Source organism: Mesorhizobium sp. M0195 (assembly GCF_040322115.1).
GTDB lineage: Bacteria > Pseudomonadota > Alphaproteobacteria > Rhizobiales > Rhizobiaceae > Mesorhizobium.
The window spans coordinates 140095-152748 of the sequence record NZ_JAMYSV010000008.1; the positions used below are offsets into that span (position 1 = coordinate 140095).

A 12654-nucleotide genomic window follows, 5' to 3' on the forward strand; every position below is an offset into this window, starting at 1 on the left:
GCCCGGCCGGCGCCGTTAGTCGAATCCGTTTTTACGCAATGCGCTAAACACGCTCGGCCAGTGCCGGCTCGCCGCGCTTTTCGCGGATCAGGTTGACGAAGCGGCGAAACAGATAGTGCGAATCTTGCGGCCCGGGCGAGGCTTCGGGATGATGCTGGACCGAGAAGACTGGTCTGCCGGTGAGCGCAATGCCGCAATTCGAACCGTCGAACAGCGAAACATGGGTTTCCTCGACGCCGCTCGGCAACGAGTCGGCGTCGACGGCAAAGCCATGGTTCATCGAGACGATCTCGACCTTGCCGGTGGTGTGATCCTTGACCGGATGATTTGCACCGTGGTGGCCCTGATGCATTTTTGCAGTCTTGCCGCCCAGCGCCAGCGCCAGCATCTGGTGGCCGAGGCAGATGCCGAACAGTGGGATATCGGTCTTCAAAAGATCCTGAATGACCGGCACGGCGTAGTCGCCGGTTGCTTCCGGATCGCCAGGGCCGTTGGATAGAAAAATGCCGTCGGGCCGCATCGCCAGGATCTCCTCGGCGCCGGTTTTTGCCGGCACCACAGTTACCTTGGCGCCGAGGCCGGCCAGCAGGCGCAATATGTTGCGCTTGACCCCGTAGTCGACGGCAACGACGTGCATCGACGGATCAGCCTGTTCGCCAAAGCCCTCGTTCCAGACCCAGGGCGTCTCGCGCCAGACCGAGGATTGACCGGAGGTGACCTCCTTGGCCAGATCAAGCCCGACAAGCCCCGACCATGCGGCGGCGCGGCGCTTGAGATCATCGACGTCGAAGATACCGTCGGGCGCGTGCGCGATGACGGCATTTGGCATGCCCTTTTCGCGGATCAACGCGGTCAGCGCCCGCGTGTCGATGCCTGAAAGTGCGACGATGCCGCGCTTCTTCAGCCACTGGTCGAGACCGGTTCCGGCGCGATAATTCGACGGGTTGGTGACGTCGGCCTTGAACACGGCGCCGACGGCGCCGGCGCGGGCCAGCGGGTTGAGGTCCTCGATATCTTCGTCATTTGTGCCGATATTGCCGATATGCGGAAAGGTGAAAGTGACGATCTGGCCGGCATAGGATGGGTCGGTGAGGATCTCCTGATAGCCGGTCAGCGCAGTGTTGAAGCAGACCTCGGCGACGGCGGAGCCGGCGGCGCCCAGACCGCGGCCCTCGATGACGGTGCCGTCGGCCAGCACCAGCAGGGCAGTCGGCTTGTCGGTGGCCCAAGGGGGGGGCGATGCGGCGGTCATCGTTGCCACGGCGGCACTCCAAAAGGTGCGCCCTCAGTCGGCGCAACAAAAAGCGCGAAGCGGCGATCTCACAGCCTCGGCGCGCTAAGTTTTCACTTGTGCATGTCGTTGCCCCAAAACAGCTACGCACTTTTGGGCGACGTGCACTAGAATTCAGTTCATGCAAGGCCCAGTACATAGGGGAAGGCGCCAAGGCGGTCAATGATGCCAGGAAGTGCGAGCCCGGATTTATTTCGTCGAACAATATCAGGGATTTGCCGGTAGTGTCGCATTTGCGTTGGGCTTTCGGCACGGCTATTGTCCGCCGCATTCGAAGGAGAAAGCACTATGCGAGGCAAAATCGCCGAATCCCTGAAGAGCGCGATGAAGGCGCAGGACAAGCGCCGGCTGCCGACATTGCGGCTGATCCAGGCGGCCATTCACGACCGCGACATCGCCAATCGCGGCGCCGGCAAGGAGCCGGCCAGCGACGACGAGATCCTGCAGATCCTGGCCAAGATGGTGAAGCAGCGCGAGGAATCGGCCAAGGCGTTCGATGACGGCAAGCGGCCGGAGCTTGCGGCGCAGGAGCGCGACGAGATGGCCATCATCCGCGACTTCCTGCCGACGCAACTGGGCCAGGTTGAGACGGAAAGCGCCGTCCGTTCCGCGATTGCCGAGACCGGCGCCAGCGGCGTCAAGGACATGGGCAAGGTGATGGCGGCGCTCAAGGAGAAATACGCCGGTCAGATGGATTTCTCCAAGGCGAGCGGCATCGTCAAGAGCCTGCTTCAGTAAGCTGCCGAAGGCCCTTGCCGTCGCGCCCGCAATCCGGCAGCCAAAAGCTCGCGCCCGTGATCGAACTCGTCAAACCGGCGCTTGAACACCTGCCGTCCTACAAGGCGGCTCTCGAGCGCGGCTGGTCGCCGGACAATGTGCGGCTGCTCGACGCGACGCGCGAGCAGCTTGCGGCTATCGAAAAGGATCCAGCGACTTTCCTTGGCGATCTCGACGATTCCGATGGCAAGGGACCGCCGATCACCTTGCCCGACGGTTCGACGGTGCCGCGGCTGCCCGGATTCCGGCGCTGGATCTGGGACGGGGAAGTCGCAGGCTCAATCGGCTTGCGCTGGCAACACGGCACCGCGGCGCTGCCGTCGCATGTGCTCGGCCACATCGGCTATGCGGTGGTGCCGTGGAAACGGGGACGCGGCTATGCGACCGAGGCGCTGCGGCTGATGCTGGTGGAGGCGAGGGCTGTTGGCCTGCCCTTCGTCGAAATCACCTGCAAGCCTCACAATGTGCCCTCGCAGAAGGTCGTTCTGGCCAATGGCGGCCGGCTCGTCGGGCGTTTCTTCGAGGACGCGGCCTATGGCGGCGCGGAAAGCCTGCGCTACCGGATCGATCTGTAGCCCTATTCGGCGGCAGCCGGCAGCGGCGGCGCAGCCCGGCTTCGCCATTCCCAGACATGCGAGGCAAGCGCAACCGCGACCGCGACCAGCATGGCGACCGCGCCAACCACCGGCAGGCTGCGATAGCCATAGCCGGCATTGAGCATGGCCGCGCCGAGCGATGCGGCGAGCGCGATGCCGACATTGAAGCCCGACGGAATGAGCGACGAGGCAAGATTGGAGGCATCCGCGGTCCAGGTCAGTATCCGGGTCTGGATCGGCGTGCCGATGGCGAAGTTGAGGCCGCCCCAGACGAAGATCGCTATCACCATCGGCAGTGGGTAAGAACTGACGGCATAGATCAAGGCGAGCATCACCGCCTGCAGCAAAAGCATGGCGATGAGCGACGGCATCAGCTTCCAGTCGGCGAGCCGCCCGCCGACGAAGACGCCGATCGTTGCGCCGACCCCGTTCAGCAAGAGCACCCAAGGTATCCATTTCTCGTCGAGGCCTGTGACCTCAAGCAGCGTCGGCGTGATATAGGTGAACAGGCCGAACTGGCCGATCATCAGCATCAGCATGATAATGAGCGAGGTCCAGACCTGCTGACGTGCGAGCACGCGGACCTCGCTTCCAAGGCTCACTGACGGGCTCGACGATCCCGTGTTGCGCGGCAGCAGGGCGCCGATTGCCGCGAAGGCCACCACACGCACATCACCCAGAATGTTGCACGCCATCCCCAGACGTTGCCGATTGCCGTGCCGGCCGGGACGCCGATGACGTTCGATACGGTGAGGCCGGACAGGATCAGCGCCACCGCCATGCCGCGCTGGTCTTCGCGCACGAGGCCGACGGCCACCACCATGGCAACGCCGAAATAGGCGCCATGCGCCACGGCCACCGCTATCCGCAACAGCAGCATCGAGGCGAAGTCGGGCGCCAGCGCGCAGGCGGCCTGGCCGATGGTGAAGGCTGCAGTCAGTCCAAGCAGCAGGGCCTTGCGGGAGAACCTTTTGGTGGCGAGCGCCAGCAGCGGGCCGCCGACTGCAATGCCGCCGGCATAGCCGGAAACGAGATAGCCGGCGGTCGGAATCGCGACGCCAAGGCCATCCGCCACCTGCGGCAGCACGCCGGCGATGACGAATTCGGTGGTGCCGAAGGCGAAGGCAGCTATGAACAGGGCAATGAGGGGCAGCATGGCGCGAAGGAGATCCTCGGACAAGCTGGCCTCAAACCACGGATGAGGGCGGCGGGCAATCCAGAAATTGGCGACGCCGCTTTAGCTTTTCTTGATCGCCGGTCTGGCGCCCGCCGCGGAGGCAAGAGCTAGGCGGCTGCCTTCCTCCCGTAAGGAATTTTCAGCCACGCCCGTTCGTGAAGATAATAGAGCAGCGACTTGGTGACGACCTCGGTCAGGCCGATGGCCGCGGCGAGCTTGATGCTTCCGGTCACGACGAGCGAGATGATCATTGTGTCGATGGTGCCGGTGACGCGCCAGGAAAGCGCCTTGGCGAAACTGCGAGAATGGGTGTCCATGGACTTTCCTCCCGGTAGATATGGGACGATCCTTTAGCCGACAGACGGGAAAACGCGCAAAGATAATTTTTGCGCATTGGCCCACAGCAATTTTCATAGGCGATGTTCTGAAGCTACCTGGCCTGTGGACGCAATCTATCCAGCCTTCAGCCGTGAACCGGTGAGCAGACCGCGCTCCTCAAGCACGGGATAGGCCATCGAGGCGAGCAGCGAGTTGATCTGCTTGAGGTCCCGAATGGTGTCGAGATGGATGGAACTGGTCTCGACACTCTTGGCGGTGCCGTCGCGCAGCCGCACGAAATGGCTCTGGCTGGTTTCCTTCTCGCGGTCGCGCAGCCGGTCCTTTTCCAGCACCAACTGGCGAGCGGTCTCCGGATCGCGAGACACCAGCACGTTGAAGGCAAGCCTGGCATTGGCAAGCACCAAGGCATGGAAGGCGCAAAGCTCACGCCATCCTTCCGGCGTGAACTCCAGCCCGCGCTCGAATTTCTTCTTCACGTGGACCAGCATGTTGCGCACGATGATGTCGCCGACCTGCTCCAGCTTGACGCAGGCGCCGATCAGCTCCTGGCAACGCAGGGCCTCGTCCTCGCTCAGCGGGTTCTTGGTGACCCTGGCCAGATAGAGCTTGATTGCCGCGTGCTTTCTGTCGACACGGTCGTCGAGTGCGGCCAGCGCGCCAATCTTGTCGGCATCGGCGCTCTCATAGAGCTCGATGATCCGTTTCAGCATGATCTCGACCGTTTCGCAGACCCGCACCACCTCGCGGGTGGCGTTGGCTAATGCCTGGCTCGGCACGTCGAGCGCACTTTCGTTGAGCGCGGAAAGCTCGACGACATCGAGCGCGTTGGCGGGCTGCGGCTTGGTGCCCAGCGCCACGATCTTTTCCGAGGCGCGATAGACCAGGCGCGCCAGCGGCACGCCGGCGATCAGGATCAAGATGTTGAAGGCGATGTGGACATTGACGATCTGCTCGGGCACGGTGCTGCCCAAGAAGGCGACCGGCGGCTTGAACGTCAGGAACAGGATCAGCATGATCAGCGAACCCATGCCGCGCATCAGGAGATTCCCGATCGGCACGATGCGAACGCCGGGCTCTGCGTTGCGGGTTAGAAGCGGCGCGATGATCGAAGAGCCGAGATTGACGCCGAGCACCAGCACAATGCCGAGTTCGGGCGGGATGAAACCGCGGCCGGCGAGCGTCACCATCAGCAGCACCGCGGCAATCGAGGAATGGAACAGCCAGGTGACCAACGCTGCCAGAAGATAGGCGGTGACCGGATCGCCGGAGAAGTAATCGACGATGAGCGGCATCAGTGTGCTCTGGCGGAGCGGCTCCGACGCCTGGCCGATCATCTCCAGCGACAGAAGCAGCAGGCCGATGCCTACCAGGATGCGGCCGAACTGGCGCCAGTCGCGCCGCTCTGTGGCCATGAACATGACGGTGCCGGCGACCAGGCAGACCGGCACCAGCAGCGACAGATCAAAGGTAAGCAGCTTGACCACCAGCGCCGAGCCGATCTCGGCGCCGCGCACCGCAAGCTGGCCCGACATGCCGCTGACGATGCCGGAGCCGGCGAATGAGCCGACCAGCAAGGTGACGGCGGTCGAGCTTTGCAATGCGACCGCCAGGCCGCAGCCGGCCAGAACCGCCATGAACGGATTGCGCATGGTGGCGCGCAGTTTGTGGCGCAGCACGTCGCCATAGGCGCGCTCGACGCCGGTCTTCACCAGACGGGTGGCAAACAGCATCAGTGCCACCGCACCGGCAAGGTGCAGCAAGACGACCGAGCCACTCATGCCAGGCCCCGCAACGCGACAAGTGCCAGCGACGCGGGCGCGGTGAAGTCAAAGGGGCAAAAGTGGGCGCGAATCGTGGACATTGCAGAGGTTGATATTACTCCGATTTATTTTAGCCGAATAATAAATTTTGCCCGGTTCGGACGCGTGTTGCCACACGACGGGGCGTGTCGGAAATGGTTGGCTGACAAAATGGTTGCATAGCCTGCGGGGTTGCGGAGGGTCATGCGCCCATTCTCGAACGGTCGCTTTAAATGTATCGCTGAATTAGTCGTGCTAAATATAAGAAATCATTACGAAAACGTAATCTATGCATTCAGTTTCGGTTCATCCTTCCGGCTCTATTCCGGAGGCATCGACAACCAAGGAGTACCCGCCATGAAACGTATCATTCTTTCCGCCATTGCCTTCTCGATGCTGGCTGCAACCGCCTTGCAGGGCCAGGCTGCACCCCTGAACACACCAAACGCGCCGCAGTCGAACTACAGCCAGGTCGACTGGCAGAAGCCCGGCAGGCATGTGAACAAGCATGTCGACGTGACCAAGCGCGTCATAGTGAAGAAGAAGATCGTGGTGAGGCGCAGCCATTGGCGCAACGGCCAGAGATATTCGAGCTGGAAGCGTCACCAGCCGATCCGCGACTATCGCCACTATGGCCTGCGCCGTCCGGGTCCCGGTCAGGAATGGATCCGGGTCGGTAACGACTATCTGCTGGTCAGCGTTCTCTCCGGCCTGATCTTCGGTGCCATCGCCGCGCAGTGAGCGCGGAACGGCTGACCGGCGCTGCGCCGGTTTGGATAGAAGGCGGCCCGCAGCGGCCGCCTTTCCGTCGAGCCCGTCTCGGTTTTCCTCGATATCCACGCTTTAACCGAAAGAGGGACGTGGCCAAATTCCATACGAATCTATAATCTGAACGTCCTAGGTTTTTTATCCTAAGTGTGATATTCTGCCGAACCCCTGACCGGCTCGCCCCAGAGTAAGTGATGCGTTTCCCAGATTCATTTCTCGATGAGATACGCGATCGCGTGCCGATTTCATCGGTAATCGGCCAGCGCGTCGCGTGGGACAGGAAGAAGACCAACGCGCCGCGCGGCGATTATTGGGCATGCTGCCCGTTCCATGGCGAGAAGAGCCCGTCCTTCCACTGCGAGGACAAGAAGGGCCGCTATCACTGCTTCGGCTGCTCGGTTTCGGGCGATCATTTCAAGTTTTTGACCGAGCTCGACGGAATGAGCTTTCCCGAAGCGGTCGAGAAGATCGCCGACATGGCCGGCGTGCCGATGCCGGTTCGCGATGCCGATGAGGAACGGCGCGAAAAGGAACGCGCCAGCCTGACCGATGTCATGGAGATGGCGACGGTGTTCTTCCAGGAACGGCTGCAGGGACCGGAAGGGGCAAAGGCCCGCGCCTACCTGCGCGACCGGGGGCTGACACCGGCGACGCAGCAGTCTTTCCGCCTCGGCTATGCCCCTGACAGCCGCAACGCGCTGAAGGAGCACCTTGCCGCCAAGGGCGTCCCCAAGGCCGACATAGAGGCGTGCGGGCTGGTGCGACATGGCGACGACGTGCCGGTTTCGTATGATTGGTTTCGCGACCGCATCATGTTCCCGATCCCGGATTCCAGGGGCAAGATCATCGCCTTCGGCGGGCGGGCACTGGCGCCGGATGCGCTGGCCAAATACATGAACTCGCCCGACACGGAGCTCTTCCACAAGGGCAACGTGCTCTACAATTTCGCCCGTGCGCGCCAAGCGCTCGGAAAGGGAGCGCTGGCCAAGGGCGGCACGGTCATTGCCGTAGAGGGCTACATGGATGTGATCGCGCTGGCGCAGGCCGGCTTCGAGAACGTGGTGGCGCCGCTCGGCACCGCATTGACTGAAAACCAGCTCGAACTTCTGTGGCGCATGGCCGGCGAGCCGGTGCTGTGCTTCGACGGCGACCAGGCCGGGCTGAAGGCAGCATGGCGCGCCGCCGACATGGCGCTGCCGGCGGTCCAGGCGGGCCGCTCCGTGCGGTTCGCCCTGCTGCCGGAGGGCAAGGATCCCGACGATCTGGTCAAGGGTGACGGACCGGATGCGTTCCGCGCCGTGCTTTCCGAGGCGCGGCCGCTGGCCGACCTCTTGTGGATGCGCGAGACCGCCGGCGGCATCTTCGATACGCCGGAACGGCGGGCGGAGCTCGAAAAGACGCTCCGCGAACTGACCAGCCGCATCCGCGACGAGAGCCTTCGCTATCACTACCAACAGGAAATGCGCGAGCGCGTGCAGAGCTTCTTCGGTGCCCAGCGCGGACGCCAGGGACGTCAGGACGGACGGCCCGGTGAGCGCTTCCCGGGCAGGGTCTCAGCACCCGGCGGACAGTTTGCACGTGGCGGCGGTGCCGGTGGGCGCACCGCGATCACCGAAAGCCTCGGCCGCTCGGCGCTGGTCAAACGCGGCGGCGAGGGCATGTCGGTGCGCGAGGCGACGATCATTGCGGCCCTCGTCAACCATCCCGTGCTGATCGACGAGAATTTCGCCCATGTCGAGTTCCTCGATCTCGCCAATTCCGATCTGAAGCGGCTGCATGCGGCCATCCTCGACGCCATGGCGCACGATATGGCCAACAACCGCGAGGCTGTAATCGCGACGATCGAGCGGGCCGGCTGCGGTGAGATCTGGCGGCGCGCGGTGGCGCTGATCAAACGTGCGCGGCAATGGCCGGCGCTGGAAACGGCAGCACTCGACGATGCTCGTGATGCGTTCAGCCAAGCTCTCCACTTGCAGCGCAGCGCGCGCACCTTACATAAGGAGCTGAAGCAGGCGGAAGCAGCGCTCGCCAGCGATCCCACGGACGAAAATTACCGGCACCTGGTCGAAATCCAGGCGCAATTTCGTGATGTGCAGGCAACGGAAGCGCTGATCGAAGGGTTTGGCGTATCGTCGGGCAGAGCTGGGCGCGTTTAGATCGAAGCCTCCAGAAGACTGAAATGTAAGGACGTGCTTGCGCGTTGAATCAAGCGTGCGGTGCTCTAAGTCGGGTAATTGATTCGCTTTTTTCATGCGAATCATGCGAGAGGCGCTTGACCTTCCGGCAGAATGGCGGAATCAGGTCGATTCGAAACGTTAACCCGCCCCGGCATCGACGGGAATGCAGCGATGTAAGGTACTGATCACTGGACAGGCAGTCTGCTTGCCACAGATATCAGGGTTAATCTGGACTTAACGAGAGATGCAGTTACTGGCCCGGTAAAGCGCGTTCTGGAAGGAGCGCATCCAATTTGACCGGACCGGCAGCTTACGCGGCTTTGATACTCAGCCGCTTGGAGAAAATAAAGACTATGGCGACAAAGGAAAAGGAAGAAGTCGAGACCGAACGCGAGGCCGCGACCGATGGCCCTCTGCTCGACCTTTCCGACGATGCTGTCAAGAAGATGATCAAGGCCGCCAAGAAGCGCGGCTATGTCACCATGGACGAGCTGAATTCGGTGCTGCCCTCGGAGGAAGTGACCTCCGAGCAGATCGAGGACACGATGGCCATGCTTTCCGACATGGGCATCAACGTGGTCGAGGACGACGAGCAGGGCGAGGAGCCCGAAGCCGCCGATACTGCCGCTGACGCCGAGGAAGACGCGAACGAACTCGCCGAGCAGACCGGCACCGCCGTCGCCGCCACCACGACCAAGAAAGAGCCGACCGACCGCACCGACGATCCGGTCCGCATGTATCTGCGCGAGATGGGCTCAGTCGAGCTTCTGTCGCGCGAGGGCGAAATCGCGATCGCCAAGCGCATCGAGGCCGGCCGCGAGACGATGATCGCGGGCCTGTGCGAAAGCCCGCTGACCTTCCAGGCCATCATCATCTGGCGTGACGAGCTCAACGAATCGAAGATCCTGCTGCGCGAGATCATCGACCTCGAGGCGACCTATGCCGGGCCGGAGGCCAAGCAGGCGCCGGTTGTCGAGCGTATCGAGGAAGCCAAGACCGAGGAAAAGTCGCGCCGTTCGCGCGAGGACGAGGACGACATCACCAACGTCGGCGGCGACACCCGTGGCCTGGTGGACGATGACGAGGAAGACGATGACGAGGCGAGCCTGTCGCTTGCGGCGATGGAAGCCGAACTGCGCCCGCAGGTGATGGAGACGCTCGACGTCATTGCCGACACCTACAAGAAACTGCGCAAGCTGCAGGACCAGCAGGTCGAGAACCGGCTGGCTGCCGCCGGCACGCTGTCGCCCAGTCAGGACCGCCGGCTGAAGGAATTGAAGGACCAACTGATCAAGGCGGTGAAGTCGCTGTCCTTGAACACGGCGCGCATCGAGGCGCTGGTCGAGCAGCTCTACGACATCAACAAGCGCCTGGTGCAGAACGAGGGCAAGCTGCTCAGGCTGGCCGAAAGCTATGGTGTGCGCCGCGAGGAATTCCTCAAGGAATATCAGGGCTCGGAGCTCGATCCCAACTGGACCCGCTCGATCGGCAATTTGACTTCGCGCGGCTGGAAGGAATTCACCAAGAACGAGAAGGACGCCATCCGCGACCTGCGCGCCGAGATCCAGAACCTCGCCACCGAGACGGCGATTTCGATCCAGGAATTCCGCAAGATCGTCAACCAGGTGCAGAAGGGCGAGCGCGAAGCCGCGATCGCCAAGAAGGAAATGGTCGAGGCCAATCTGCGCCTCGTCATTTCCATCGCCAAGAAATACACCAATCGCGGCCTGCAGTTCCTCGATCTGATCCAGGAGGGCAATATCGGCCTGATGAAGGCGGTCGACAAATTCGAATACCGCCGCGGCTACAAGTTCTCGACCTACGCGACGTGGTGGATCCGGCAGGCGATCACCCGTTCTATCGCCGACCAGGCGCGCACCATCCGCATTCCGGTGCACATGATCGAAACGATCAACAAAATCGTGCGCACCTCGCGCCAGATGCTGCATGAGATCGGCCGTGAGCCGACGCCGGAAGAGCTGGCGGAAAAGCTCGCCATGCCGCTGGAAAAAGTGCGCAAGGTGCTGAAGATCGCCAAGGAGCCGATCTCGCTCGAAACGCCGGTCGGCGACGAGGAGGATTCGCATCTGGGCGACTTCATCGAGGACAAGATGGCGATCCTGCCGATTGACGCGGCGATCCAGGCCAATTTGCGCGAGACGACGACGCGTGTATTGGCCTCGCTGACGCCGCGCGAAGAGCGCGTGCTCAGAATGCGCTTCGGCATCGGCATGAACACCGACCACACGCTTGAAGAGGTCGGCCAGCAATTCTCGGTCACCCGCGAGCGCATCCGCCAGATCGAAGCCAAGGCGCTGCGCAAGCTCAAACACCCGAGCCGGTCGCGCAAGCTCAGAAGCTTCCTCGACAGCTGAGGCCGGGTGACGGATAAGCAGTTTCAAGGGCGCCGGTGGCGCCCTTTTCCGTTTAGGCACAGGCGATCACGATTGAACGCGCCGCTCTTGCGGGTCGTGCCTTACGAGAGGATAATTCCGCGACGGACGCATTCTCTGGGCGACAAACCCGGATGCCCGCCCCGGCGGTTGGACGCCGTGCTCCGTGGCACCGGAGGGAGGTGTGCCATGACAACTTACATCGTGCTGATCAACTGGACGGAACAAGGCGCCAAAAATGTGCGCGAGTCGCCGAAGCGGCTCGATGCCGCCAAGAAACTGCTGGGCGACATGGGCGGGTCCTTCAAGGCATTTTATCTCACCATGGGGGATTGCGACATGGTGGCTGTGGTCGAAGCGCCCGACGATGCCGTCCTGGCTCGCTTCTCGCTGATGCTGGCGACGGCCGGAAACGTCAGGACGCGGACACTCAAGGCTTTCCCGGAGGATGCCTATCGCGAGATCATCACCTCGCTAGGGTAAGTTGCGCTCCAGGCCTAGCCGGCCATTTCGCGGCTGTCGTGTTGCGTTGCGGCGCAACGGCGTTTGCCGGATAGTCGGTGCGTCCCTCTGGTGCCGTTTCGAAACATGAGCAAGCCTCTGCTGACCGTCTGGTATAATACGCGCTGTCCGGTCTGTGATGCCGGCATCAGCCGGCAGAAACGGCGGCTGATCGAGGCGGTCAAGGCCGGTCGGATCGAATTTCGCGACATCAATACCGAACCGACGGCGTTGGCCCGCTACGGCATAGGGCTGGAGGATATCCGGCGTCGGCTGCATGCGACCGACGCCGGTGGCAAATTGCTGGTCGGCGCAGATGTTGCAGTTGCGGTGTGGCTGATAACGCCGGGCGAGGGCGGGTTGGCGACGCTGTTCGGCAATCCCGCCGCACTGCCGTTGACGCGCTATGCCTATGATCGTTTCGCCGATCTGCTCTATGCCTGGAACCGGCGCAAAGGCCGCTGGTAACAGGTATCCATTCCTCCCGCACCGAGCGTTTCGCATGCCCCGCTATCAAGCCGCGGGGTCGCGAAGCCAGCCAACGATGCGGCGCACCGCAGGCAGCACCAGCAGCAGCGTTGGAGGCAGCTTTCTGCGCGAGGTTTTCACATTCGTCTGGGATTTCGCCGAAGCATCCGGTCCGTCGCCTTGCATCCATTCGCCGGTCTTCGGCGTAACTGCCCGGAACGGGCCGTTGCTTCACGTTAGACGCCTGGGGAGTGGCCTTCGGCCCCTCGCGCGCTTCCTCCGCCCTTGCCGGCGAAAACCAATCCTGCTGGCGCCATCTTCAGATACATCGTAAGATATATCTTGACTCCGCCGCTGTGAATACGTAG

Annotated in this window: 10 protein-coding genes and 1 pseudogene; 7 read left to right on the forward strand and 4 right to left on the reverse strand. The window is 62.6% G+C overall.

Features of this window, described 5'->3' with window-relative positions:
• Nucleotides 1-43: 43 nt before the first annotated feature.
• Entirely contained in the window at nt 44-1252 is a 1209-nt protein-coding gene (gene carA / locus NKJ12_RS17950; protein WP_352704277.1) for a glutamine-hydrolyzing carbamoyl-phosphate synthase small subunit, read from the reverse strand.
• A gap of 327 nt (nt 1253-1579) precedes the next feature.
• Between carA and NKJ12_RS17955 the strand changes: the two genes are divergently transcribed.
• Together NKJ12_RS17955 and NKJ12_RS17960 are read left to right on the forward strand one after the other, a co-directional pair.
• Nucleotides 1580-2029 (forward strand): GatB/YqeY domain-containing protein, encoded by a 450-nt coding sequence (locus NKJ12_RS17955; protein WP_254820347.1) that lies wholly within the window; start codon nt 1580-1582, stop codon nt 2027-2029.
• A 56-nt stretch (nt 2030-2085) separates the two neighbouring features.
• A complete protein-coding gene (locus tag NKJ12_RS17960) occupies nt 2086-2643 on the forward strand; it encodes a GNAT family N-acetyltransferase (protein ID WP_352457535.1) in 558 nt (185 codons plus the stop codon).
• 2 nt (nt 2644-2645) lie between these two features.
• On the opposite strand, the pseudogene NKJ12_RS17965 reads toward NKJ12_RS17960, so the two are convergent.
• From NKJ12_RS17965 to NKJ12_RS17975, 3 genes and pseudogenes are all read right to left on the reverse strand, one after another.
• Nucleotides 2646-3820: pseudogene (locus tag NKJ12_RS17965) on the reverse strand (MFS transporter).
• Nucleotides 3821-3948: 128 nt separating this feature from the next.
• A complete protein-coding gene (locus tag NKJ12_RS17970) occupies nt 3949-4158 on the reverse strand; it encodes a DUF2061 domain-containing protein (protein ID WP_023678301.1) in 210 nt (69 codons plus the stop codon).
• A gap of 135 nt (nt 4159-4293) precedes the next feature.
• Nucleotides 4294-5958, reverse strand: a complete 1665-nt coding sequence (locus NKJ12_RS17975) for a Na/Pi cotransporter family protein (RefSeq protein ID WP_352704216.1) — start codon at nt 5956-5958, stop codon at nt 4294-4296.
• A 378-nt stretch (nt 5959-6336) separates the two neighbouring features.
• On the opposite strand from NKJ12_RS17975, the gene NKJ12_RS17980 reads away from it, so the two are divergent.
• The 5 genes from NKJ12_RS17980 (at nt 6337) to NKJ12_RS18000 (ending at nt 12286) form a co-directional block, all read left to right on the forward strand.
• Nucleotides 6337-6720, forward strand: a complete 384-nt coding sequence (locus NKJ12_RS17980) for an RcnB family protein (protein ID WP_352704218.1) — start codon at nt 6337-6339, stop codon at nt 6718-6720.
• A gap of 221 nt (nt 6721-6941) precedes the next feature.
• Nucleotides 6942-8903: a DNA primase gene (gene dnaG, locus NKJ12_RS17985; RefSeq protein ID WP_352704220.1), complete on the forward strand. Its 1962-nt coding sequence runs from the start codon at nt 6942-6944 to the stop codon at nt 8901-8903.
• Between the two features lie 374 nt (nt 8904-9277).
• Nucleotides 9278-11299 (forward strand): RNA polymerase sigma factor RpoD, encoded by a 2022-nt coding sequence (gene rpoD / locus NKJ12_RS17990; protein WP_023678297.1) that lies wholly within the window; start codon nt 9278-9280, stop codon nt 11297-11299.
• Between the two features lie 207 nt (nt 11300-11506).
• Nucleotides 11507-11800, forward strand: a complete 294-nt coding sequence (locus tag NKJ12_RS17995; RefSeq protein ID WP_254820351.1) for a GYD domain-containing protein — start codon at nt 11507-11509, stop codon at nt 11798-11800.
• A gap of 105 nt (nt 11801-11905) precedes the next feature.
• Nucleotides 11906-12286, forward strand: a complete 381-nt coding sequence (locus tag NKJ12_RS18000) for a thiol-disulfide oxidoreductase DCC family protein (protein WP_352704222.1) — start codon at nt 11906-11908, stop codon at nt 12284-12286.
• The last annotated feature ends 368 nt before the right edge of the window (nt 12287-12654 follow it).